At 40.1% G+C, this 23,518-nt stretch carries 25 protein-coding genes; 23 read left to right on the top strand and 2 right to left on the bottom strand.

What is annotated here, in order from left to right:
* Positions 1–52: 52 nt before the first annotated feature.
* From BMY66_RS08670 to BMY66_RS08605, 14 genes are all read left to right on the top strand, one after another.
* Positions 53–478: a prepilin peptidase gene (locus BMY66_RS08670; RefSeq protein ID WP_242942696.1), complete on the top strand. Its 426-nt coding sequence runs from the start codon at positions 53–55 to the stop codon at positions 476–478.
* 26 nt (positions 479–504) lie between these two features.
* Positions 505–1,503, top strand: a complete 999-nt coding sequence (locus BMY66_RS08665) for a hypothetical protein (protein ID WP_090394865.1) — start codon at positions 505–507, stop codon at positions 1,501–1,503.
* Positions 1,481–2,707, top strand: coding sequence for a CpaF family protein (locus BMY66_RS08660; RefSeq protein ID WP_242942693.1), 1,227 nt, complete (start codon positions 1,481–1,483; stop codon positions 2,705–2,707). Before BMY66_RS08665 ends, BMY66_RS08660 begins: the two co-directional genes overlap by 23 nt.
* Positions 2,644–3,423, top strand: coding sequence for a type II secretion system F family protein (locus BMY66_RS08655; RefSeq protein WP_090394864.1), 780 nt, complete (start codon positions 2,644–2,646; stop codon positions 3,421–3,423). The genes BMY66_RS08660 and BMY66_RS08655 overlap by 64 nt, the downstream gene beginning before the upstream one ends.
* A gap of 19 nt (positions 3,424–3,442) precedes the next feature.
* Entirely contained in the window at positions 3,443–4,669 is a 1,227-nt protein-coding gene (locus tag BMY66_RS08650) for a type II secretion system F family protein (RefSeq protein WP_090394863.1), read from the top strand.
* Positions 4,670–4,682: 13 nt separating this feature from the next.
* Positions 4,683–4,868: a Flp1 family type IVb pilin gene (locus tag BMY66_RS08645; RefSeq protein WP_090394862.1), complete on the top strand. Its 186-nt coding sequence runs from the start codon at positions 4,683–4,685 to the stop codon at positions 4,866–4,868.
* Positions 4,868–6,355: a DUF5702 domain-containing protein gene (locus BMY66_RS08640; protein ID WP_090394861.1), complete on the top strand. Its 1,488-nt coding sequence runs from the start codon at positions 4,868–4,870 to the stop codon at positions 6,353–6,355. The genes BMY66_RS08645 and BMY66_RS08640 overlap by 1 nt, the downstream gene beginning before the upstream one ends.
* A gap of 217 nt (positions 6,356–6,572) precedes the next feature.
* Positions 6,573–7,361: a TadE/TadG family type IV pilus assembly protein gene (locus BMY66_RS08635; protein ID WP_143064522.1), complete on the top strand. Its 789-nt coding sequence runs from the start codon at positions 6,573–6,575 to the stop codon at positions 7,359–7,361.
* A gap of 4 nt (positions 7,362–7,365) precedes the next feature.
* Entirely contained in the window at positions 7,366–7,800 is a 435-nt protein-coding gene (locus BMY66_RS08630; RefSeq protein WP_177175628.1) for a prepilin peptidase, read from the top strand.
* A complete protein-coding gene (locus BMY66_RS08625) occupies positions 7,797–8,003 on the top strand; it encodes a hypothetical protein (protein WP_090394858.1) in 207 nt (68 codons plus the stop codon). Before BMY66_RS08630 ends, BMY66_RS08625 begins: the two co-directional genes overlap by 4 nt.
* 5 nt (positions 8,004–8,008) lie before the next feature.
* Positions 8,009–9,139, top strand: coding sequence for a DUF6382 domain-containing protein (locus BMY66_RS08620; protein WP_090394857.1), 1,131 nt, complete (start codon positions 8,009–8,011; stop codon positions 9,137–9,139).
* A 96-nt stretch (positions 9,140–9,235) separates the two neighbouring features.
* A complete protein-coding gene (secA, locus tag BMY66_RS08615; protein ID WP_074791493.1) occupies positions 9,236–11,806 on the top strand; it encodes a preprotein translocase subunit SecA in 2,571 nt (856 codons plus the stop codon).
* Positions 11,807–11,965: 159 nt separating this feature from the next.
* Positions 11,966–12,760 carry a class I SAM-dependent methyltransferase gene (locus tag BMY66_RS08610; protein ID WP_090394856.1) on the top strand — a complete coding sequence of 265 codons (795 nt, stop codon included), beginning with the start codon at positions 11,966–11,968 and terminating at the stop codon, positions 12,758–12,760.
* A 333-nt stretch (positions 12,761–13,093) separates the two neighbouring features.
* Positions 13,094–13,903 carry a nitroreductase family protein gene (locus BMY66_RS08605; RefSeq protein ID WP_090394855.1) on the top strand — a complete coding sequence of 270 codons (810 nt, stop codon included), beginning with the start codon at positions 13,094–13,096 and terminating at the stop codon, positions 13,901–13,903.
* A gap of 4 nt (positions 13,904–13,907) precedes the next feature.
* On the opposite strand, the gene BMY66_RS08600 is transcribed toward BMY66_RS08605, so the two are convergent.
* Positions 13,908–14,765, bottom strand: coding sequence for an AraC family transcriptional regulator (locus BMY66_RS08600; protein WP_090394854.1), 858 nt, complete (start codon positions 14,763–14,765; stop codon positions 13,908–13,910).
* Between the two features lie 155 nt (positions 14,766–14,920).
* Between BMY66_RS08600 and dapF the strand changes: the two genes are divergently transcribed.
* The 7 genes from dapF (at position 14,921) to BMY66_RS08565 (ending at position 20,622) form a co-directional block, all read left to right on the top strand.
* On the top strand, positions 14,921–15,754 hold the full coding sequence (dapF, locus tag BMY66_RS08595; protein WP_090394853.1) for a diaminopimelate epimerase: 834 nt from the start codon (positions 14,921–14,923) through the stop codon (positions 15,752–15,754).
* A 2-nt stretch (positions 15,755–15,756) separates the two neighbouring features.
* Positions 15,757–17,229 carry a UDP-N-acetylmuramoyl-L-alanyl-D-glutamate--2,6-diaminopimelate ligase gene (locus tag BMY66_RS08590; protein ID WP_090394852.1) on the top strand — a complete coding sequence of 491 codons (1,473 nt, stop codon included), beginning with the start codon at positions 15,757–15,759 and terminating at the stop codon, positions 17,227–17,229.
* Entirely contained in the window at positions 17,216–18,109 is an 894-nt protein-coding gene (gene dapA, locus BMY66_RS08585) for a 4-hydroxy-tetrahydrodipicolinate synthase (protein ID WP_090394851.1), read from the top strand. Before BMY66_RS08590 ends, dapA begins: the two co-directional genes overlap by 14 nt.
* Before the next feature lie 2 nt (positions 18,110–18,111).
* Positions 18,112–18,783 (top strand): rhomboid family intramembrane serine protease, encoded by a 672-nt coding sequence (locus BMY66_RS08580; protein ID WP_242942692.1) that lies wholly within the window; start codon positions 18,112–18,114, stop codon positions 18,781–18,783.
* Between the two features lie 3 nt (positions 18,784–18,786).
* A complete protein-coding gene (locus BMY66_RS08575) occupies positions 18,787–19,779 on the top strand; it encodes an SCP-2 sterol transfer family protein (protein WP_090394850.1) in 993 nt (330 codons plus the stop codon).
* Between the two features lie 12 nt (positions 19,780–19,791).
* Positions 19,792–20,208 carry an HIT family protein gene (locus tag BMY66_RS08570; RefSeq protein ID WP_044936516.1) on the top strand — a complete coding sequence of 139 codons (417 nt, stop codon included), beginning with the start codon at positions 19,792–19,794 and terminating at the stop codon, positions 20,206–20,208.
* A gap of 114 nt (positions 20,209–20,322) precedes the next feature.
* Positions 20,323–20,622 carry a hypothetical protein gene (locus BMY66_RS08565; protein ID WP_207645497.1) on the top strand — a complete coding sequence of 100 codons (300 nt, stop codon included), beginning with the start codon at positions 20,323–20,325 and terminating at the stop codon, positions 20,620–20,622.
* A 44-nt stretch (positions 20,623–20,666) separates the two neighbouring features.
* On the opposite strand, the gene BMY66_RS08560 is transcribed toward BMY66_RS08565, so the two are convergent.
* Positions 20,667–21,731: an undecaprenyldiphospho-muramoylpentapeptide beta-N-acetylglucosaminyltransferase gene (locus BMY66_RS08560; protein ID WP_090394849.1), complete on the bottom strand. Its 1,065-nt coding sequence runs from the start codon at positions 21,729–21,731 to the stop codon at positions 20,667–20,669.
* A 155-nt stretch (positions 21,732–21,886) separates the two neighbouring features.
* Between BMY66_RS08560 and BMY66_RS08555 the strand changes: the two genes are divergently transcribed.
* Together BMY66_RS08555 and BMY66_RS08550 are read left to right on the top strand one after the other, a co-directional pair.
* Complete coding sequence (locus tag BMY66_RS08555) at positions 21,887–22,234, top strand: response regulator (RefSeq protein ID WP_044936511.1); 348 nt, start codon at positions 21,887–21,889, stop codon at positions 22,232–22,234.
* A gap of 83 nt (positions 22,235–22,317) precedes the next feature.
* Positions 22,318–23,511, top strand: a complete 1,194-nt coding sequence (locus BMY66_RS08550) for a cell wall hydrolase (RefSeq protein ID WP_049960334.1) — start codon at positions 22,318–22,320, stop codon at positions 23,509–23,511.
* The last annotated feature ends 7 nt before the right edge of the window (positions 23,512–23,518 follow it).

Below are 23,518 nucleotides of genomic sequence, written 5' to 3'. Positions count from 1 at the left end.
AACGCTATGGAATTATTCCTAGATCCGGAGCATACTGTTGCGTCGACAGGAGGTGAAAAAGACGAGTACGTTTTTGATCTGGAGCATTTTGACGTCGGCATTGCTGTTTGATGCCAGGTCGTACAGGATTCCAAATCAACTAATCATCCTGGGTTACTTAGCAGGAATTTATGTGAACCTGTTGAGCTATGGATGGATAGGAATTGCATACTTCCTTATGAAAGCAATGTGGCCAATAGCATGTTTATCGCTGCTGTATATTCTTGGTAAACAGCTTGGCGCTGGTGACATCAAATTGTTTTCTGTAATGGCAACACTGGTGGGTGCAGACATTACCGTAAATACGATGATCACTTCTGTGATTCTTGCTGGGATCGCGATTGTCATTGTGAGTATATATGAAGGGCAATTAATAAGAAGAAAGCTTCATTATTCTTTTTATATAACGGCTGCGTTTTTTTTACTGCAGTATAAATGAACAAGAGAAATAATGGAGGAGTTACCATGAGAAATTTGGAAGTTGCTTTATGTGATTGCTGTGAAGATTACATATTAAAGTTTGCTTCGTATCTTATGTCTAATGTGGATGCCAGCATTCATATTTTTACAACAACAGAAAGCTTCTTTTCTGATGAGGGTTGCTATGATGTGGCGATTATGTCTGAGGATTTTAAAGAAGTTTCCGAGTTTAGACCTAAGGGAGAAGTAAAACGCAAATACTTCTTATGTGAAGAACCGGATGTGGAAGATGATGATTACATATATAAATATCAATCTATCGACAACATCCTGGGAAAAATATCTGAGTTACGAAAACAAAAAGGTGTAGGCGCTAGTATAAAAAAGTCTAATGGAAATTCAAAGTTTATAGGAGTGTATTCTCCTGTTGATCATGAATTGCAGCTGCCATTTTCAATGGCACTGGGTCAGGGATACAGAACAGGTGGGAAAGTTCTGTTCTTGGATTTAGAAGAGATATCTATCATGCCAGATTTAATCGGCAGTGAAATGGAAAGAAATCTTCTGGATCTTCTATACGAAATCAATACAAGCGCAAGCGATTTTGACATAACTACATATGTAAGAAACTTTATGGGATTTGATTTTATTCAGCCATTTAGAAATCCAAATGAGCTCTGTGAGATTGAGGCAGAAACATGGAATTTGCTGTTTGATGTTCTTGCCAAATCAGATTATGACGTGATTGTAGTTTTATTTGGAAGAACAATAAACGGATTTATTTCAATCCTCCAAAGATTTGAGCACCTTTATGTTTTGGGAAAACCTGGAGATTACTTCAAAAAGGGCCAGGAAGCATTTATGGAATATCTTGAGCGAATAAATGCAGAAGTAGATAGGGAGAGTGTAATTCTTCCTATGTCTGCAGGAAATCTGACAGATGGTACATACCAGATTCAGGAGCTGATGCAGGGCAATTTAGGAGTATTTGTAAAAAAGCTAATTAGTACGAAGGTCAAAAATGCAATTGAATGTTACAGATGATTTAGAAAAAGAGATACGTCAGGAGGTAATGAACGCAATTGATTTATCAATAGATGTATCTGATGAAGAAATATTAACGCTAATTAAAAACAGCATAATCGAAAAGGGAAAGAACAGACCAATTTCACTGGCGGACAGGAAAAGAATTGAAAATCATGTCTTTAATTCTCTGCGTAAATTGGATGTTCTAGAGGACTTGCTAAACGATGAAGAGATAACGGAAATAATGATTAATGGCCCTGAGAATATCTTCATAGAAAAGAAGGGCCGAGTGGTTCATTGCAGTGAAAAATTCTCGTCAGAAGAGAAATTGAATGACATTATTCAAAATATCGTAGCTCAAAGTAACAAGATCGTTAATGAGTCAAACCCCATCGTAGACACCAGACTTTCCGATGGATCACGTGTGAATATCGTGTTGAAACCTGCGGCTGTAGATTACAGTATTCTTTCCATAAGAAAGTTCCCCAAAGAGCAAATGAACATGGAAAGATTGAAATCCTTTGGCTCTATTTCCGAGGAGCAGGTGGACCTTTTGAGAAAGCTGGTGGCAAGCGGATACAACATATTTGTGTCAGGTGGAACAGGCAGCGGTAAGACATCATTTTTGAATGCCCTGGGTGAATTCATACCTAGTGATGAAAGAGTTATTACGATAGAAGATTCGGCAGAGCTTCAGCTGAAAAATGTAGACAACCTGGTTCGTTTAGAGGCGCGAAATGCAAACCTGGAAGGTAAGAATGAAATTACCATCAGAGATTTGCTTAAATCCTCTCTTAGAATGCGCCCGGACAGAATCATTGTTGGTGAGTGCAGAGGTGCGGAAGCTCTTGAAATGCTCCAAGCCTTCAACACCGGTCACGACGGAAGTTGTTCAACTGGTCATAGCAATTCCTGCAAGGATATGTTGTCGCGATTGGAGACCATGGTGTTGATGGGAGCAGAGATTCCGTTGCCTGCTATTAGGCAGCAGATTGCATCTGGAATCGATATTATTGTTCAGCTTGGAAGACTTCGTGATAAAACCAGAAAGCTGCTTGAGATAACAGAAGTATTAGGGCTTGAGGATAACGAAATTCAGTTGAATCCCTTGTATAGATTTGAAGAGATAGAAGAAGTAAATGGAAGGATAGTGGGCCAATGGGAAAAGGTAGGAAGCCTGGTAAACCAAGACAAGCTAAAAGCAAATGGAATGCAGATTTAAGGTTATCAAAGGATGATATGATACCGCTGTTCCAAGGGATAGTGCTGACTTGTGTAATCGCATTTCTGTTTTATAAATCCTTCATGGGACTAGTGATTGGTGTAGGTGTAGTGCCCTTTTGGATTCATATAAATAGAGTAGAGCGAGTGGAAAGAAGGAAGGCGAGAATGCTGGTGGAGTTTAAGGAATTCATGATACTGATTGTCCAGGGACTTCAGACAGGTTATTCCCTGGAACGAGGAATAAAGCAGGCAGAGAACGAGCTAAAAAGACTGTATCCAGACGATTCTGTTTTGCTAACCTATGCTCATGTGATGAACCAGAAAATCTCTATGAATGTGCAGCTGGAAAAGGCCTTTATGGAATTTGCCCTGTCGGTAGGTTTGGAAGAGGCTATGAGTCTAGCGGAGATTATCGCATTTGCGAAGCGAAGTGGTGGAGATTATGGAAAGAATATCAGGGAGACTGCCATGAAGATAGAAGACAATCTGGCAGTCAAACAGGATATAGAAACAATCACCACAGAAAAGCGATTAGAGCTAAAGGTAATGTGTGTCATGCCAATTGGAATTCTTGCGTATATCACACTTACTTCAAAGGGATTTGTAGCGCCACTTTATGGAAATCTAGCAGGTGTATTCATAATGACAGTATGCCTAATCGCGTATGGATTTTTGATTGTGTTAGGAAAAAAGATAATTGATATTAAGGTCTAAAAATAGGGAGGTGGGTGTCTTGCAAAAGAATCATGATTTAACCTCAAAGCAATTGATTGAAATAGTAGTTGTGTGTGTGGCTCTTGGGATAGGCTTACTAATTCATGACTATTTGGAAACAAGAATAAACTTTGATGGAACTATAAAAAGAAGTGCAGCAGGCACAGGGAATACAACAGAAGATTTAGAGCTAAATTTTTTAGATCAGAATAAAGAACTGTCGGTTGAGGTATCGGATCAGAGCCTTTCTGATAAAGAGATATCTACAAAGATTAGCCAGGCTATAGAAGAAATAGAAGCGACTTATTTAGGAAGGAATAAATCTGCAAATGAGGTTTGCTATGACTTGAATTTGAAATCAAGCTATTGCGACGGAATGATAGATGCATATTGGACTTTTGATAAGTTCGGGTTGATTTCAAGCGATGGAAAGCTAAGAACGTCAGAAATCCCTGAAGAAGGTGAAGTTGTAAATCTGGTAGCTCAGCTGAGTTATGAGGAGACGACGGAGCTCTATAGTTTCTCAGTATTTGTATGCCATAAAAGCATCAATACACTTGATGGCCAGTTGGAAGCTATTGAGAAAGCTGTAAAAAATATAGATTCTACAACACGTGATAAAGATAAAATGGTCCTTCCAACTGAAGTGGAAGATATGAAGCTTTCCTGGAAGAAAAAGATGGATTATCGAGGATTACAGGTAATAATCCTTGGAATTGTCACAGTGCTGGGAATTCAGCTTGGAAAAAAGAAGGATGAGAAAAAAGCAAAGCAATTAGAAATAGCTGAGAAGGAAAAAGATTATCCAATGATAGTCAGTGAGCTGTCAATTCTGATGGGTGCTGGCATGAGTTTAAGGAAGGCATTGGAGAGAATTATTGCAAGATATAACCAGAAAAAGAAAGCGGGATTACTTCGCCCTGGCTATGAAGATATATCTGTGACATATCGCAAAATGTGTGATGGCTTAGGTGAGGTCGCGGCTCTCGAAGACCTGGGAATGAATAGCGAAAGCAAGGAGTATAGAAAGCTTGCTATGCTCCTTGCGCAGAATCTGAGGAAGGGTTCTGCGGACTTAATAAGTTGCTTAGAGAAAGAAGAAAAATATGCTTTCGAAATGCGAAAGCAGCGAGCAATCAAAGCGGGAGAGGAAGCTTCAACAAAGCTTTTGATACCAATGGCAGGCATGCTTTTTATAGTAATAGTAATTTTGGTTGTGCCGGCAATTATGCAAATGAATATATAGAAAGAGGTAAAGAATGTATTATTTAATGCTTAAACAAAAGTTAAAAGATTTTCTTACAGAAGAAGATGGAATTGGAACAGTAGAGATGATTTTGATTTTGGTTGTTTTAATCGGAATCGTGCTTATTTTCAAGGAGCAACTGAATTCGTTAGTTGAGAGCATCTTCAAAACAATCAACGAGCAGGCTAAGAAGGTATAGTGAAAAAGGGTTCGTTAACGGTATTTTTTGCTCTGATAATGGTTTCAGTGATGACCCTGATTTTCACTATGGGAGAATGTATTCGTATATACGAATTACAAGATTTTAGCCAGGAATATACAGACATGGCAGTGGAAAGTGGTTTCTCGGAATATAATCCATATCTTTGGACCAATTATAGAATTCTAGCGGTTGATTTGGGATATGGAAGTGGAAATGTTGGGCCAGCCACATTGGAGCAAAAGATACTAGAGTATTGTACATACAACGCAAATATGGAATATGGCAGTAATTACGCCAGACTCATACCAGAATCATGTAGTGCTTCCAATTATTCGTTGCTTACAGATAGTAAAGGAGCAGGAGTGGTAATGCTTGGCGTAAAGGCTGCAAAGGATGGCCTGGCTGAGCAGATAATCACTGGAGTGCAGCAGAAAGCAGAGAGTATAAACGGAGTAGAAAAGGTTTCTGTGGAGCAGCAAGCATCAGATGGAAAAGCTGCCTTGGATAATGAGAAGGCGGCTTTGCAAGAGAAAAGGCAAGCGGCGGCTACAGACGATAATCCAGATACAAATCCATCAGATTACCCTGAGCCAGAAGAGGTGGAGGATAATCCGTTGGATGCCTTTAGTGTGATGAAAGAATCAATCCAAAAAGGATTTTTGTCTACAGTAGCAGATCCGGAGAAATTATCAGATGTACAAATCGATTTAAGTGGCACGCCATCACACAGAACGTTAAACACAGGAAATATGGAGATAACCAATGGCAATGTGTTAGTTGATAAGGCATTGTTTGTAGATTATCTGCTGACAAGCTACAGCTATTACGGTGTGGATTTAAAACATGATGGCATGAAATATGAGGTTGAGTATTTGATAGCAGGAAAAGAGTCGGATATACAGTCCCTGGCTACCGTGCTAGAAGAAATCATGCTCATTAGAGAAGCAGCAAACTTTTCTACCATCATGGATCATCCATCTATGGTTGCACAGGCTCAGGCTGTAGCAGATATTTTGGCTGGGTTCACCATGAATCCGGCAATAATCGAAGCAGTAAAGTATGCAGTGATAGCAGCGTGGGCATACATCGAAAGCACGCTGGATGTTCGTCTTTTGATATCAGGAGGCAAGGTGCCGCTGATTAAAAATCTGGATCAGTGGACATCAGATGTGTGGCATCTTTCAAATTTCCTGGATGTAAATTGTAAAGCGAAACCTAGCGAGACAGGAATTAGCTATAAAGACTATCTCATAGGATTTCTAACCTTAAATAGCAATAATACTCTGGCTATGAGAGCCTGCGATGTAATGGAAAATGCATTGAATGCCACTGAGGATTACAAGGATGTAAAGGTAGATAATATGGCATTTGCAGCAGATGTAACCATAACATATGCCGCTGATGAAATGTTCATGTCACTCTTAGATAGCAGCAATACCGTAGGCGAATACAGCTTGAGTAAACATAAAAATATTTCTTATTAATCCTAGCGAAAGGAGGTGTAAAAAGGTGTCTCAGTCTTATATCAATTCTGTTTCCCTAATAAAACCATTTGCACTGGTTTTAAAAATGATTGTTTATATAAAAAGTTTAAAGAAAGGTAATATGCCCGTGTTTCTTAACTGCAAAAGAGAAGATATGGAGATACCTTTTTATGCCTCCTTTAAGAAAGCTAGTTACACAATAGAAGCCGCAATAATAATGCCGTTATTTATTTCTTTGATGGTGTTTGGAATGTTTATTTTTAGGGTGTTGCAGGTACAGTCTGGCATTCAACAGTCCATAGACTTTGCCAGCAGAACCATGGCAGTAACTCTTGGGAATGTTGCTAATACAGGGGAGTCCAATGAGGATGTAAATCCTAATGAACAGGATCCATCTGTCAGTGGAGAATTATCAGAGGGCGGTCTAATAGCAGGAACTATAGCGGTGGCCGGCTTAGAAGTAGTAAAAAACAAGGTGCCATTAGAGTTCATAGACGGTGGAGCTTTAGGCCTAAACTTTTTAGGAAGTGAAGCGGAAGGCAACTACATAGATTTAAAGGTCAGCTACACCATGACATTTCCTGTTGGCTTGCTCGGCGATTTATCATTCGATGTTAATCAGCGGGCCAGGACCAGAAAATGGGTGGGGTATGACAAGGCAGAATATGAGTCCGATGGTCGTTATGTGTACGTAACAGAACATGGGGCAGTTTATCATGTGAACTATTTTTGCACCTACCTTAATCCATCGGTTCACAGGGTGCCAAAGGCAGAGGTTAAGGATAAAAGAAATAAAAGTGGCGGGATTTATTATGAATGTCACAGATGCAAAAACAAAGATGGCAATGGCTTTTTGTATATTACTGATTACGGAACGTCATACCATAATGATGTAAATTGCACTGAAATAAAACACAACATAAAGAAGGTTCTTTATGAGGAAGTAAAGGATACTATGGCCCCTTGCAGTAAATGCTCTGCAGGGGAAGCCCATGATGAGGAGTAAGAGAATGGAAACAATTGGTTTGGCTTGTTTGTATGGATTAACAGCTATGGATGATTTGAAAACGAAGCAGGTGCGAGTAATAGAAATAATAGTATTTGGAATATTAGGAATAGCTATAAATATAATTTACAAACCTCATTCGTTACTTAGCGTGTTAGGTGGAGTTGGAATAGGTCTTTTCACGATTCTATTTAGTTACATTTCAAAAGAGAAAATTGGAATGGGAGATGCATATATTATTACGGTGACAGGCTTGTATTTAGGATTCATAGATACAGCAGTATTGCTATGGCTCAGTTCGCTATTAGCAGCAGTTACAGGATTGGTTTTAATACGTAAATACGATAATCCTAAAATGGAAATACCATTTGTACCCTTCCTTTTAATAGCCTATATAATCATGTATTTAATTCACGTTTTAGGAGGAATTATTTTATGAAGCTGAAGGGAAGCTACACTGTGGAAGCAGCAGTTATTATCAGCTTTTGTTTTATATTATTTGGTATGGCTATTGGTGTCGCCTACGAATTATTTCAAATCACCTTGGAGTATGTGAAATACAAAGAAGGAAACTTTGACGCTGTAAACCTATTTAGATTAAAGGAAGGGCTTGTAGGAATATATCATGCTATAAAGGAGTAGAGTATATGGAAATAAGTTATGAACGAAAGCACAATGATAGCTTCATGGTGATAGATGGTAATGGGAAAAGCATTGATTATGAAAACAAAATGATTAATGCCAACCATATATCTTCATTGTTGACCATGAGCAGCTTTGCATTGGATGGAAAAGAAAAGCGTAGTTATACGATTAGTAGAAAAGAAAACCTGGAAGACTTTATCGATGCCCACGATATAACAATAGAAATGTTGGAACGAATCATTATTAATTTGCAGCTTGCCCTCGATGAAGTAGGGAAATACCTTATTGATGAGCAGCATATTTGGCTCAGCAAAGAATCAGTGTTTTTGGAAAAATCCAATGAGAATTATAAGCTTAGCCTTTGCTATTATCCTGGGGAGTTTGGGTCAGTTCAGGAACAGTTTAGACAGCTGATGGAATTCTTTCTTTCAAAGGCATCTCAGGCTGACAGGGAATCAGCAAAGCAATTATACATGGCATATGATTTGTGCCTTAAGGATGATTACACTTTAGAGGAAATAATTGATTGCCTTCAAGATAGAGAATACAAAGAATCATATCAGGATAACGATGAATATGTGCAGGAGCCAGAAATCGAAAGACCAGAGATTTATGTAGAAAAGGTCACCTTAGAGGAGGACCCTGATATGGATTACCTGACAAATTACTATGAGGAAGATGAGCCAAAATATTCCTTTGTCGAGAAGCTTTTGTCAGCCACAAAAGATATTATTTCAAAGAGAAAACCTGTAAAAGATGAAGAGGATATATATACTGAGGATTTCCTTGTTGAGCCAGATTATGAGCTGGAAGAAAAAACAGTTCTTTTAACTGAAGCCAAGGCTGTTGGAAAGCTTGTATACGATGGCAATAATAACGAGGATGACTTCATCATAAACAAAGATATTTTCAGGATTGGTTCATCGAAGAATAATGATGCCATTTTAAAGGCTCGTACAGTCAGTGGAAATCATGGGAAAATTACTAAGGAAGGAGACGATTTCTTCCTTGTAGACAACAACAGTTTAAATGGAACTTTGTTAAACGGAAATATATTGTCCTACCGTATTCCATACAAATTGAAACCTATGGATATAATTCAATTTGCATCAGAATCCTATGTGTTTATGTAATTGGTGTAAAGTGCCAACTTTTGTTGTTAACTCCCTTTATTTTTGGTAAAATAATAAAAGTTTGTGGGATTTTCCCTAGTTAGGAGAGTTAACGAAATGAGTATTATCGATAAGGTGTTTGGTACACACTCACAGCGCGAGTTAAGGCGCATCAATCCAATCGTAGATAAAATTGAATCATATAGAGAAGCTATGGGGGCTCTTACTGATGAAGAGCTTCGCCATAAGACAATAGAATACAAGGAGAGACTTGCTAACGGAGAGACACTTGATGACCTTCTTCCAGAGGCATACGCTACAGTTCGTGAAGCTGGTAAGCGTGCCCTTGGCATGGAGCACTTTAGAGTGCAGCTCATTGGTGGTGTTATTTTGCATCAGGGTCGTATCTCAGAGATGCGTACTGGTGAAGGTAAGACTCTTGTTTCAACACTTCCAGCATATCTTAACGCACTTGAGGGTAAGGGCGTTCACATCGTTACTGTAAACGATTACCTTGCAAAGCGTGATGCTGAGTGGATGGGTGAGGTTCATCGTTTCCTCGGTCTTACAGTTGGTGTTGTATTAAACGACATGTCAAAGGAAGAGCGTCAGGCAGCTTACAATTGTGATATCACATATATCACAAACAACGAGCTCGGTTTCGATTATCTTCGTGACAACATGTGTGTATATGAAAAGGATTTGGTTCAGCGTGGTCTTCACTACTGTATCATCGATGAGGTTGACTCAGTTCTTATTGATGAGGCACGTACACCACTTATTATTTCCGGTCAGTCAGGAAAGTCTACAAAGCTTTATGAGCTTTGCGATGTTCTTGCTCGCCAGCTTCAGCGAGGCGAGGATCTTCCTGAGTTCTCAAAGATGGATGCCATCATGGGCGTTGAGCGCAACGAAACTGGTGACTTCATCGTAGATGAAAAGGACAAGGTAGTTAACCTTACAGCACAGGGTGTTGCAAAGGTTGAGCAGTTCTTCCACATCGAGAACCTTGCAGACCCAGAGAACCTTGAAATCCAGCACAACATCATCCTTGCACTTCGTGCTCACAACCTTATGTTTAAAGATCAGGATTATGTTGTTTCAGATGGTCAGGTAATGATCGTTGATTCATTCACAGGTCGTATCATGCCAGGTCGTCGTTATTCAGATGGTTTACATCAGGCTATCGAGGCAAAGGAGCGTGTAGAGGTTAAGCGCGAGTCTATGACTCTTGCAAGCATCACATTCCAGAGCTTCTTCAATAAATACGATAAGAAAGCCGGTATGACAGGTACTGCTCTTACAGAGGAGCAGGAGTTCCGTGATATCTACGGAATGGACGTTGTAGAGGTTCCTACAAACCGTCCAGTACAGCGTATCGATCATGATGATGCTGTTTACAAGACAAAGGCAGAAAAGTACAAGGCAGTTGTTGAGGAAGTTAAAAAGGCTCACGAAAAAGGACAGCCAGTACTTGTTGGTACTATCGATATTGATATTTCAGAGCTCGTTTCAAAGATGCTTCGTCGCGAAGGAATCGAGCATAACGTATTAAATGCAAAGTATCATGAGAAGGAAGCTGAAATCGTAGCAGAGGCTGGTAAGCACGGCGCAGTTACAATCGCTACAAACATGGCCGGTCGTGGTACTGATATTAAGCTTGACGAGGAAGCTCGTGCAGCAGGTGGTCTTAAGATCATCGGTACTGAGCGTCATGAATCTCGTCGTATTGATAACCAGCTCCGTGGACGTTCAGGCCGTCAGGGAGATGTTGGTGAATCACAGTTCTTCATCTCACTTGAGGATGACCTTATGAGACTCTTCGGTTCAGATCGTCTCATCACAATGTTCAACTCTCTTGGTGTTCCAGAGGGTGAGCAGATTAAGCACAAGATGCTTTCTGATGCCATCGAAAAGGCTCAGAAGAAGATTGAGGAAAACAACTTCTCAGCTCGTAAGAACTTGCTTGATTATGATCAGGTAATGAATGAGCAGAGAGAGCTTATTTATAAGCAGCGTCGTCGTGTACTTATGGGCGAGGATATGCATGAGCAGATCATCGGCATGATTAAGGACAAGGTTGACGAATGTATCGAAAAGACTATTCCAGATGATGTTGAGACAGACCTTTGGGAGCTTCAGGAGCTTAACCACCTCCTTTGCCCAGTCATTCCAGTTCCTGTAATGACAAAGCTTTCTCTTGGTAATATCAAGGAAAAGAAGCAGCTCAAAGAAAAGCTTACAGAAATCGCACTTGATATGTACGATAAAAAGGAAAAGGAATTCGAGCAGCCAGAGCAGTTCCGTGAGGTTGAGCGAGTTATCCTTCTTAGAGTTATCGATCGCAAGTGGATGGAAGAGCTTGATGATATGGAACAGCTTCGTCAGGGTATCCGTCTTCAGGCTTATGGTAACCGTAATCCAGTTGATGAATACAAGGCAGCCAGCTACGATATGCTTGATGCAATGAACGCTGCAATCATCAATGATACACTTACAATGCTTTACAGAATCCGCATTGAAAAGAAGGTTGAGCGTGAGGAAGTAGCTAAGGTTACTGGTACAAACAAAGACGACACAGCATCTTCAGGACCAAAGGTTCGTAAGGAAAAGAAAATCTTCCCTAACGATCCATGTCCATGTGGATCAGGATTGAAGTATAAACAGTGTTGCGGAAGAAGCAAATAAAAAATGAAACTAGATTTCATTTTTTATTTGCCACGACGCGGCCCATCGCCGGAGGCGATATATAATGGCTGCGTCTTCCCGTTAGCTTTAAATAAACTACATGTGATTTAGACAGAACCATCTCATTTTGAGATGGTTCTTACATTTAAAGGATTGAGTATGACAGATTTAGAAGAATACTATAACAAATTCAATGAGGACAAACGCCTGCGAAGTCGCCATGGAATCATGGAGTTTACTGTTACTATGAAGTATGTCCATAAATATTTAGACATGGTTGCAGCAGAGACAGGAAAGGACAAATCCAATATCCAGATTCTGGATATTGGAGCCGCCACAGGCGGCTACAGTATCCCTCTTTGGGAAGAGGGATACGATGTCACTGCAGTTGAGCTTGTTAAGCACAACCTTGGTATGCTTAAAGCCAAGGGCACAGGTGTAAAGGCTTTCCAGGGAAATGCACTTAAGCTCAAGAGATTTGAGGATGAGTCTTTCGATTTGACACTTTTATTTGGACCGATGTATCACCTAAAGACCAGAGAAGAGCAGCTTCAGGCTTTGAAAGAAGCAAAGCGTGTTACAAAAACTGGTGGCTATATTCTAGTTGCGTATGTAATGAATGAGTATGCCTTCCTGACCTATGGAATCAAAGAGGGCCACGTCTTAGAGAATATTGCTGAGGGAAAGTTGGATGAAGCCTTCCACGTACGGCCGGGCGCTGATGATTTGTATATGTTTATGCGAACAGAAGATATAGCAAGTCTAAATGAGGAGGTTGGTTTAGAGCGAATGCAGATTATTTCTCCAGATGGACCTGCTAATCATATGAGAAGGGAAGTTAATGCATTATCAGAGGAACAGTTTATGCAGTTTATTAATTATCAAATGACCGTCTGCGAGCGCGCCGACTTGCTCGGTGCCAGCGCCCACACTGTAGATATTTTGAGAAAGTAAAACAAAAGCAGCTAATCGACTTAGTCGATGTAGCTGCTTTTTAAATAATCTATAAATGTCATAACCTTGCCGTTTTCGCTGTCAAATAACTCTCTGAAAATGTTCATGTCAAAACCTCCTATAAACATTTTTATCAATCAACATCTATAGAATACCATGATTTCTGAAAACTTCCATTGAGAAGTTATACAAATTATACAATTTACACGATTGCAAAATGTATATAATGCACAAAAAATGCGCGCACAACCCACTATAACACAAATTTATAACACTTTAGATTGATTTAGCGCAATTAAATAGTATAATGTAAATTAATTGGAGGTACGGTATATGTTTTTTGATGATGTAAAGAATAGAAGAAGTGTTAGAACTTTTGATGGAGAGGGATTAACTCAAGAAGAATTAAAGGATTTACAGGCTTACTCTACAAGTATTGTAAATCCATACAATATCCCAGTTGAATTTGTGTTTTTAAATAAGGAAGATCATGATTTATCGAGCCCAGTTCTATCTGGCGAAAAGCATTATATTTCAGCAAAAGTCAAAAAAGGCGAAAATGCAGATGTTGCCTATGGCTATAGTTTTGAAGAATTATTAATGTATGCGGAAAGTAAAGGAATGGGTTCAGTTTGGATTGGTGGAACAATGCCAAGAGATAAATTTGAAGCAGCTTCAAATCTTCAGGAAGATGAAATTATGCCATGTATGAGTCCTATTGGATATAGGGCAGATAAAATGGGCGTTAAAGAAGTGCTCATGAGAAAAGGTGTAAAGGCCGACACAAGATTTGACTTCTCAGACATATTCTTCAAAGGTGATTTCAACACTCCGCTTACACAGGATGAGGCAAAGGAATGTGGCATTCTTTTAGCTCTTGAGGCAGTTCGCCTTGCACCATCAGCTGTAAATAAACAGCCATGGCGAGTTGTAGTAACAGAAAGTGGCGTTCATTTCTACGAGAAAAAGGACCGTGGTTACGATAATGGCACATATGATTTGCAGAAAGTAGATTTAGGAATCGCCATGTATCATTTTGAAAACCAGTGTCGCGAAGAAGGAAAGCAGCTTACATTTAAGCTTGCAGATCCAGGAATTGCCATCCCAGAAAAAACAGAATATATTGCAAGCTACTTATTCTAATAGATTAAAATGACAGCGAGGCCTGTGACATAGCTTTTTTCTTAGGGCTAGTGCCATAGGTCTTTTTGTATGCTCTAAGAAATGTGGAGTAGGTGCCAAAGCCGGCTTGCTCAGCAGCCTCCACGATAGCAACACCAGAATTAATCAGGGATTGAGCTAATGACAGTCGCTTAATTGAAATATAGTTTCCAATGGTGTAGCCAGTTTCATCTTTGAACGTGTGCATCAAGTAATATCGGGAAAGGAAAAACTGCCCGGCGATTGTATCCACTGATAAATCTTCCGCTAAATGTTCGTTTATGTAATGAATAATTTCGCCGATTTTCGAACCGGCATAATTTGTAGAAATATATTCCACCTCATCGCTGATTGCTGCCCTGTTAAGCTCAATCATGAATTCCAAAAACAGCACCTGCATAAAAAGCTCGTTGGCATAATCATCCTTACCAAGATTTGCAGTAAGCTTTCCGACTGCGGCGGCAACCCGTGAATTCTTAAAAGAATGAAGTCTCAAAACATGAGAACCCTTTTCCATTGCATTTCTAAAGCAATAAGATAAATCATTTCCCTCTCTGCTATATTCTGCCAAAAACTCCTTTGAAATATAAATGATGATTCTTTCATATGGGGAATTATCGTGGAAAATAGGGCGGTGAACCTCGCCTGCACTGACAAACACAATATCATCAGCCTGCAGATCAAAAGTCTGCCCCTCTATTGAATAGGAAGTATTTCCAGATAAATGAATGAGCACTTTATGGAAATCGTGATAGTGAAAATCTATCTCGCCCAAATTGGAATCTACAAGATGAAAAATCTTGAAATTATCGTATAAATAACCTTTTTTAGAGTATCTATCCATGGAAACCTCCTAATAATATCTTAAATTTATTATATATCTATCAGCACTATTTGCAATATTTTCAGCACAAAGCAGCATTATAATATTAAAAAGTGCGGAGTATACTTGTGGTATGATAGAAACAGTACAGTTAACTAGTTTCGAAAGGACAACCTATGAAATTTACAAAAATGCATGGCTGCGGTAACGACTACGTTTATGTAAACCTATTTGAGGAGCAGCTTGATAACCCAGCAGAAGTTTCTATTAAAGTTAGCGACAGACATTTCGGAATCGGTTCAGACGGTCTCATCACAATTGGCCCATCTGACAAAGCAGATTTCAGAATGCACATATATAACGCTGACGGTTCAGAGGCAGAGATGTGCGGCAACGGAATTCGTTGCGTTGCTAAATATGTCTACGACCACAAGCTTACAGACAAAACAGAAATCACAGTAGAAACAGGAGCCGGAGTTCTTACTCTTATCCTTTATCCTGAAAATGGCAAGGTTCAGCAGGTTCGCGTAGATATGGGAGAGCCAATTCTTACACCTGCAGACATCCCAGTGGTTTCACAGAATGACAAGGTCATCGATGAACCAATCGAAGTAGGCGGCAAGACATGGAACATGACATGTGTTTCTATGGGAAACCCACATGCAGTTGTTTTCGTAGATGACACAGCAAGCTTCCCACTTGAGACATACGGTCCACTTTTTGAAAATCATGAAAGATTTCCAAAGCGCACCAACACAGAGTTTGTTCAAGTTATTAGCCGAACAGAGGCTAATATGCGAGTTTGGGAGCGAGGCAGCGCTGAGACATGGGCTTGCGGAACAGGCACATGCGCCACTGTTATGGCGTGTATCCTTAACGGAAAGACAGAAGACAAAGTATTAGTTCACCTGAGAGGTGGCGACCTTACTATAGAATACGACCGCGCAAGCAATCACGTATTCATGACAGGTCCAGCAACCGAGGTATTTTCAGGAGAAATAGAGGTATAAAAATGAAATTAACAACTCTTTTAGAAGAATTAGACTATGAGTTATTCGCAGGAGAATTAGACCGCGAAATATCTACACTTACATATGACTCAAGAAAAGTAGAGAAGGATTCAGTGTTTGTCTGCATCTCAGGAACAGTTAGAGATGCCCACGATTTCATCCCGGATGTAATCGAAAAGGGAGCAGGTACTATCATTATCGAAAAGGATGTTGAGCCAGTTGCAGGCGTTACTTACATTAAGGTAAAGAACAGCCGTCAGGCCCTTGCAATCCTTTCAGCTGCATACTTCGGTCATCCGGCAAAGGAGCTTAAGACAATCGGTATCACCGGAACAAAGGGCAAGACAACTACTACATACATGGTAAAGTCAATCCTTGAAAAGGCTGGTATCAAGACAGGCCTTATTGGAACAATCGAGTCAATCGTTGGCGAGGAGCGTATCCCCGCAGTAAACACAACACCAGAGTCTTACAGAGTTCAGGAGCTTTTCAGACAGATGGTTGATGCGGGTCTTGATGCTGTTGTTATGGAAGTAAGCTCACAGGCGCTAATGCTTCACAGAGTTTCAGGTTTCACTTTTGATATTGGCGTATTTACAAACCTTGAGCCAGATCACATCGGTGAGAATGAGCACAAGGATTTTGATGATTATATGCATTGCAAGAGCCTTCTTTTCCAGCAGTGTAAAGTTGGTATCTTCAACGGAGATAGCGAGCACATCGATGGAATCCTTAAGGGCCACACTTGCGATGTTGTTAAATATGGCTACGGCAAGGACAACGACCTTATAGCAGAAAATGTTGAGCTTCTCAAGGAGCACGGCGCTCTCGGAGTTAAGTATCACATCGCAGGCAAGGAAAACATGGATGTTGAGGTAAATGTGCCAGGAACATTCTCTGTTTACAACTCACTTACAGCAGTTGCAATCTGCAAGCAGTTTGATGTTGCAGAGGATAAAATTAAGGCAGCTCTCAAGGATGTTCATGTAAAGGGACGTATCGAGCTTGTTCCGGTTTCAAAGAAATTTACAGTCATGATTGACTATGCACATAATGCAATGGCCTTAGACAGCCTTCTCACAACTTTAAAGGCTTATGAGCCAGGCAGATTGGTTTGCCTCTTTGGCTGTGGTGGAAACCGTGCAAAGAGCCGTCGTTATGAAATGGGAGAGGTAAGCTCAAAGCTTGCTGATCTTACAGTTGTCACATCAGACAACCCACGTAACGAGGAGCCAATGGACATTATCAACGACATCTTAATCGGCGTTAAAAAGGCTGATGGAGAATACGTAACAATCCCTGACCGCAAGGAAGCAATCCGCTATTGCCTTGTAAATGCAAAAGAAGGGGATATTGTGGTACTTGCAGGTAAGGGCCACGAGGATTATCAGGAAATTAAGGGTGTTAAGCACCACATGGATGAGCGCGAGCTTATCGCAGAGATTATTAAGGAGGATGGACATGACATTATTTAAGGGAGCTGGAGTAGCACTAATCACTCCATTTAACGAAGATGATACCGTAAATTATGACATGCTCGGAACTTTAATTGATAGACAGATTGAAGGCCATACAGATGCAATCGTTGTGTGCGGTACAACAGGCGAGCCAGCCACAATGACTGAGGAAGAAAAGCTTTCGGTTATAGATTTTACAGTAAAACGTGTTAATCATAGAATTCCTGTTATTGCGGGAGCAGGCGCCAATTCTACAAAGCTTGTTATCGATTTTTCAAAGAAGCTTGAAAAGCTTGATGTAGATGGTCTTCTTATTGTTACACCTTTCTACAACAAGGCTACACAGCAGGGCTTGTACGAGCACTACACAGCAATCGCTCATGAAGTAAAACTTCCAATCATCATGTACAACGTGCCTAGCCGTACAGGATGCAACATCCAGCCAGAAACAGCTATGCGTCTTGGCCTTGAGAATTCAAATATCGTAGGAATCAAGGAAGCAAGCGGAGATATTTCTCAGATTACAAAGCTTGCCAGCCTCTGCAGAGGATGCCTTGATATCTATTCAGGAAATGATGACCAGGTTATTCCAATTCTTTCACTTGGTGGAATCGGAGTAATTTCTGTTCTTTCAAATGTTGCACCACAGGGTACACATGACATGGTTATGGAATACCTCAATGGCAACGAAGAAAAGGCTAGAAGATTACAGCTTGATTACCTCGAGCTAGTAGATGCATTGTTCTGCGAAGTAAATCCAATCCCTGTTAAATCCACAATGAATATGTTAGGATTTAATGTAGGAAGCCTTAGACTTCCACTTACGGAGATGGAGGAAGAGCACAAAGTGGCAATGAGTAAGCTCTTGCACAGAATGCCACAGGAAATGCTAGCATAGTTTTGAGGGACGAGTATTTTAATCCAAAGGAAACACCAATAACATATATATTGGTAGCTATAAATATCATTACATTCGTAGTGTTGGAAATCATGGGGGACACTACGGATGGTTTATTCATGCTGTTAAATGGTGCCATGAACCCAAACAAAGTACTTGCGGAGGGGGAGTGGTATCGTCTTCTTACAGCTACATTCATGCATTTTGGAATTGAACATTTGATGAATAACATGCTGCTTTTATTCTTGCTTGGTCAGATTTTCGAGCGAGCAGTGGGGCCAGTGCGTTATTTAGGAATTTATTTAGGGTCAGGACTTACTGGCTCTTTTTTGTCATTCTTTTTTATGTGTTTGATGGGAAAAAATGATATTGTGGCTGGAGCATCCGGCGGAATATTTGGAATAGTTGGTGGAATGCTTATCGTTATTCTTGTACATAAAGGCAAATATAAAGGAATAAGCACCAAGAGAATGCTGATTATGGCAGGACTTACACTTTATTTTGGATTTGCCTACGCCGGAACAGATAATGTAGGTCACCTGGGAGGACTTACTGCAGGCATAATCATTACATTCTTTACCTACGGAATTCCTACATTAATAAAGGGGTCACACGTTGATTTTGAGTCCGAAAAAAATTATACTTTAAAACAGGATGATATCAATGAGGAATGATGTATGAAAGTTAATATCTATTACGGCGGAAGAGGCCTTTTGGAGGACCCAACTTTATATGTAATTAACAAAATGGAGCAGGTTTTGACAGAGCTTCAGGTTGAGGTTCGCCTTTACAATATTTACGAACAAAAGAATGCAATCTCTATGCTTCCACAGACACTTAAGGATGCAGATGGAATCATTCTTGCAACCACAGTGGAATGGCTTGGAATTGGTGGCTATATGAACCAGTTTTTGGATGCATGTTGGTTATATGCAGACAAATCAGCCCTTGCTACCACATATATGCAGCCAGTTGTAATGTCTACAACCTACGGCGAGCGTGAGGCTATGGTTACACTTGAAAATGCTTGGGAGATTCTTGGCGGTTTGCCATGTTCTGGCTTCTGCGGATACGTGGAAGATCTTAAAGAATTCAGAGAAAATGCGGAATATGCTCACATCATCGAAAAGAAAGTTGAGACACTTTACCGTACAATTTCACAGCACACAAAGGGACTCCCTACCAGCAATCAGGCTGTCACACGAAGCATTCTTAGAACAGCTCAGCTTGAGCTTTCTCCACAGGAATCAGAGCAGCTTTCAAAGTTTGTATCTGACGATGAATATGTTCAAACACAGAAGGCAGATATCGCTGATTTGACAAGCATGTTCAGAGATATGATGGGACAGAAGCAGGAAGACAGCACCAATGAATACATAAATGATTTCAAGGTTCACTTTAGAGGAAACCCAGAATTCTATGCAAAATATCTCTTTATGGTAGAGGGAAAAAGCCAGCCATTATTTATGAATGTAATGGGTGAGCAGCTTGAATGTCACTACGGCAAAGAGGACAATATCGACGTTTACATGAAGCTTACAGGCTCAATCATGGACAACATCGTAGCAGGCCGCGAAACATTCCAGCGTGCATTTTCAGTAGGAGACATGACAGCAAAGGGCAATTTCAGAACCCTTCGCATGCTTGACGAAATATTCACTTTTAGCTAGGAGGATAATGTAATGAAGGACAACAATTGTATTTTCTGTAAGTTGGCAAATGGAGATATTCCAACAAATTCTATTTTTGAGGATAATGATTTTAAGGTAATTTTGGATGCAGATCCTGCTACAAAAGGACATGCCCTTATCCTTCCAAAGAATCATTTTGCAAACCTTCTTGAGGCAGATGATGATGTGCTTGAAAAGGCATTACCACTTGCTAAAAAAATAGCAAATAAAATGAAGGCAGAACTTGGCTGCGCCGGTGTAAATATCGTACAAAACAATGGTGAAGCAGCAGGTCAGACAGTCCATCATTTGCACATCCACATTATTCCAAGATATGAGGATGATCCTGATAAAACAATCTGCGGATGGAGCCATCAGTCATTTACTGATGAAGAGACAGCAGAAGTTGTAAAGAAACTATCATTATAAAAGAATAGTAAGAAGAATTATTTTAAATTATTTAACTAATCTCTTGACTCTGATTGTTAAGAAATTTATAATTTACAGGTATGTTAATTTCATAACAAAAAGGAGAGAAGAGATATGGACAACAATATGAACTTTGACCCAATGACAGGTCAGCCAGTTAATCAGCAGCCTGTATACCAGCAGCCTGTAGTTGATGAGACAGTTGGTGTAGGTGAGTGGATGCTTACAACACTTCTTTGCTGTATTCCAATCGTTAACATCGTTATGATGTTCGTTTGGTCTTTCAGCGCTAACACAAAGCCATCAAAGAAGAATTGGGCAAGAGCTGCACTTATCTGGACAGCTATCGTGTTAGTACTTTACATTATTTTCATCGCTGTTTTTGGCGCTGCAATTGCATCATCAATGTACTAAGATAAAAATAGGAGCAGGTACTTAATGTACCGGCTCCTTTCTTTTTACTTATTTATATCTGTTATAAGCTTCAAAATAGTGCTATTAGCATCTAGCAAATGGCTTGATGCCATGGTTTCTTTTATAGAATCTCTTCTATCATAAACATCTTTTACAGCATTAATAAGAATCTCTGATGTAAGTTCCTCTTCCTGAAGAACAGTTGAAAATCCTTGTTTTTTATAGCTTTCAGCGTTAAGAATCTGATCTCCACGACTAGCTGCAGCTGAAAGTGGAATAAGGATATTTGGAATCTTTAATGCAAGAATCTCGCAGATTGAATTTGCGCCTGCACGGCTAATCATCAAATCTGTCATAGCGAACACATCGTTTAATTGTTCACTGACAAACTCATATTGTTGATAACCTGCCTTGCCTTCCAAATCTTTGTTGATATTTCCCTTACCAACTAAATGAACAATCTGGAAATCTGCAAGTAAAGTATCAAGGGATTCCCAAACAGCATTGTTTATAAAACGGGAACCAATGCTTCCGCCCATAATTAAAATAACTGGCTTGTCGGCAGTAAATCCCGTGAACTCAAGCCCCTTTTCCTTTGAGCCAGTGAAAAGCTCGCGACGAATTGGTGAGCCTGTATGAACTGCTTTGCCTTCTGGAAGATACTGAAGTGTCTCAGGGAAGTTGCAGCACACTTTTGTAGCAAATGGAATAGCAAGCTTGTTGGCAAGTCCTGGAGTCATATCAGACTCATGAATAATAGAAGGAATATGCTGACGAGCAGCCGCCATAACAACTGGTACAGAAACAAATCCACCTTTTGAGAACACAACATCTGGTTGAATGTGCTTGAGCAATTGATTTGCCTCGGAAAAGCCCTTGATTACTCTGAAAGGATCAGTAAAGTTCTTCCAGTCGTGATATCTGCGAAGCTTACCAGATGAAATACCATAGTAAGTGATACCAGCATTTTCTACCAATTTCTTTTCGATTCCAGTGTATGAACCGATGTAGTAGATTTCATAGCCCTGCTCCTTGAGAAGAGGAGCCAAAGCTAGGTTTGGTGTGACATGACCAGCGGTGCCTCCGCCTGTCATTACTATCTTTTTCATATAGAACCTCTTATATAAATATTAAGTATTTTTATTTGAACATTTACATGATAACAATCGTGCATTAAAAGTCAAATAATAGTACAAACCTGCGAAAATACGTGATAGAATTAGTTATGGAGAATAACTATTATGAAAAAAGGGGAATATAGTTAATGAAAGTATTAATAGTTGATGACGAACTTTTTGCGAGACGCACTTTGGAAAGAATTCTTTCTGATGACGCAGAAATTATCGAGGCACAGGATTGTTACGACGCATACACTATGTATGAAGTATTTCATCCTGATGTAGTAATCACAGATATTATGATGAAGGGTGGCATCGGTGGAGATTGGCTGATAGATAAATTACTCCAGTTGGATGAGCAGGCCAAAATCATAGTTTGTTCAGGCAGACAGAAGACAGATTTGCTTAAATATAAGCTTATGGGAGCAAAGTATTGCATCCAAAAACCAATCAAATATCAAGAGCTTTGGGACTGTATTGATGCCGTAATTTGACAAAAAATTGTAAGAATGTTATATTAGCCTTCGTAACAAAGTTGTAATAAATAGAATTTTTTTGTAAAAAACAACGGAGGCTTATGGTTAAATTTAGCAATTATCTTGCTGCAGCGTACGATAAAAATCGAAAGTATATCAATAAACGTACTATGCAGTCAGGAGCTCTTGCAGTAGCATTGATGCTCTTATTTACAGGCGCATACACAGGCGCACCTGAGGAAGAGGTTTCTACTACAGCTGTAGAAGTTCAGCCAACTAGCACAGCAGGTGTATTCTCAGCAGTATCATCAATGGAGCTCACAGCAGGAGATTCAAGTCTGGTTTATGCATCAGCGGATGTTACAGTGGTTGCGTCTACAACAGATCAGGTTGAGCCTGATTTAGAAGATGAATATGATGAGTGGGCAGACAAGGTTATGGCACAGGTTGACGATTATCTTTCTATTCGTTCAGAAGCCAGCTCAGATTCAGAAGTTATTGGAAAGCTTCGTTCTGGCGATGTTGCTACACTCGTAGATGTTTTTGACGGATGGTACGAAATCGAGTCAGGTAATGCACACGGCTTTGTATCAGCAGATTTCTGCGTCACAGGCATCGAAGCTTACGAGCTTGCAATGGATGTATGTGATACATACGCTACAACAGATGTAGCAGGACTTCGCATTCGTAGCGAAGCTTCAGAGGATTCTAGCATCCTCAAGGTTGTTTCTAAGGGAACAAAGCTTACAGTTAATTCTGATGCAGAGGTAGTTGATGGCTGGGTAGCAGTTACATCAGCAGGCGTATCAGGATATGTTAAGGCAGAGTATGTCCAGGTGGACATGGTTACTGGCGAAGCTATCACTCTTGAAGAAGAGGCAGAGGCTAAGGCTGCAGCAGAGGAAGCAGCACGTCAGGCAAAGGAGGCAGCAGCTGCTGCCGCTGCAGCAAATCAAAGCATTATTGATTCTGCAGACGATGTTACTCTTCTTGCAGCAATCATTCAGATTGAAGCAGGAAACGAGATTTACGAGGGCCAGGTTGCAGTTGGTTCTGTTGTTATGAACAGAGTTCGCAGCGGTTCTTATGCAAACACAATCAGCGGAGTTATTTTCGCTAAGGGACAGTTTGCAACTTCACGTATGTCATCAGTTATCTCAAAGGGACCAAAGGCTTCTTGTATTCAGGCAGCTTACGATGCCCTTGCAGGTGTTGATACAACAGGTGGCGCAACACACTTTAGACGCGCAGGTTCAAAAGATGGACTTATCATTGGTAACCACGTTTTCTACTAGTTTTAAA

Origin of the sequence: Pseudobutyrivibrio sp. C4 (assembly GCF_900111635.1) — a bacterium.
Lineage (GTDB): Bacteria > Bacillota > Clostridia > Lachnospirales > Lachnospiraceae > Pseudobutyrivibrio > Pseudobutyrivibrio ruminis.
Note: the sequence above shows the minus strand (reverse complement) of the source record. Positions and strands in the feature narration are given on the sequence as shown.

Coding starts and splice junctions, on each gene's coding strand:
- BMY66_RS08665 (WP_090394865.1), top strand. CDS start 505: ATGAGAAATTTGGAAGTTGCTTTATGTGATTGCTGTGAAGATTACATA.
- BMY66_RS08660 (WP_242942693.1), top strand. CDS start 1,481: ATGCAATTGAATGTTACAGATGATTTAGAAAAAGAGATACGTCAGGAG.
- BMY66_RS08655 (WP_090394864.1), top strand. CDS start 2,644: ATGGGAAAAGGTAGGAAGCCTGGTAAACCAAGACAAGCTAAAAGCAAA.
- BMY66_RS08645 (WP_090394862.1), top strand. CDS start 4,683: ATGTATTATTTAATGCTTAAACAAAAGTTAAAAGATTTTCTTACAGAA.
- BMY66_RS08635 (WP_143064522.1), top strand. CDS start 6,573: ATGCCGTTATTTATTTCTTTGATGGTGTTTGGAATGTTTATTTTTAGG.
- BMY66_RS08630 (WP_177175628.1), top strand. CDS start 7,366: ATGGAAACAATTGGTTTGGCTTGTTTGTATGGATTAACAGCTATGGAT.
- BMY66_RS08625 (WP_090394858.1), top strand. CDS start 7,797: ATGAAGCTGAAGGGAAGCTACACTGTGGAAGCAGCAGTTATTATCAGC.
- BMY66_RS08620 (WP_090394857.1), top strand. CDS start 8,009: ATGGAAATAAGTTATGAACGAAAGCACAATGATAGCTTCATGGTGATA.
- secA (WP_074791493.1), top strand. CDS start 9,236: ATGAGTATTATCGATAAGGTGTTTGGTACACACTCACAGCGCGAGTTA.
- BMY66_RS08610 (WP_090394856.1), top strand. CDS start 11,966: ATGACAGATTTAGAAGAATACTATAACAAATTCAATGAGGACAAACGC.
- BMY66_RS08605 (WP_090394855.1), top strand. CDS start 13,094: ATGTTTTTTGATGATGTAAAGAATAGAAGAAGTGTTAGAACTTTTGAT.
- BMY66_RS08600 (WP_090394854.1), bottom strand. CDS start 14,765: ATGGATAGATACTCTAAAAAAGGTTATTTATACGATAATTTCAAGATT.
- dapF (WP_090394853.1), top strand. CDS start 14,921: ATGAAATTTACAAAAATGCATGGCTGCGGTAACGACTACGTTTATGTA.
- BMY66_RS08590 (WP_090394852.1), top strand. CDS start 15,757: ATGAAATTAACAACTCTTTTAGAAGAATTAGACTATGAGTTATTCGCA.
- dapA (WP_090394851.1), top strand. CDS start 17,216: ATGACATTATTTAAGGGAGCTGGAGTAGCACTAATCACTCCATTTAAC.
- BMY66_RS08575 (WP_090394850.1), top strand. CDS start 18,787: ATGAAAGTTAATATCTATTACGGCGGAAGAGGCCTTTTGGAGGACCCA.
- BMY66_RS08570 (WP_044936516.1), top strand. CDS start 19,792: ATGAAGGACAACAATTGTATTTTCTGTAAGTTGGCAAATGGAGATATT.
- BMY66_RS08565 (WP_207645497.1), top strand. CDS start 20,323: ATGGACAACAATATGAACTTTGACCCAATGACAGGTCAGCCAGTTAAT.
- BMY66_RS08560 (WP_090394849.1), bottom strand. CDS start 21,731: ATGAAAAAGATAGTAATGACAGGCGGAGGCACCGCTGGTCATGTCACA.
- BMY66_RS08555 (WP_044936511.1), top strand. CDS start 21,887: ATGAAAGTATTAATAGTTGATGACGAACTTTTTGCGAGACGCACTTTG.
- BMY66_RS08550 (WP_049960334.1), top strand. CDS start 22,318: ATGGTTAAATTTAGCAATTATCTTGCTGCAGCGTACGATAAAAATCGA.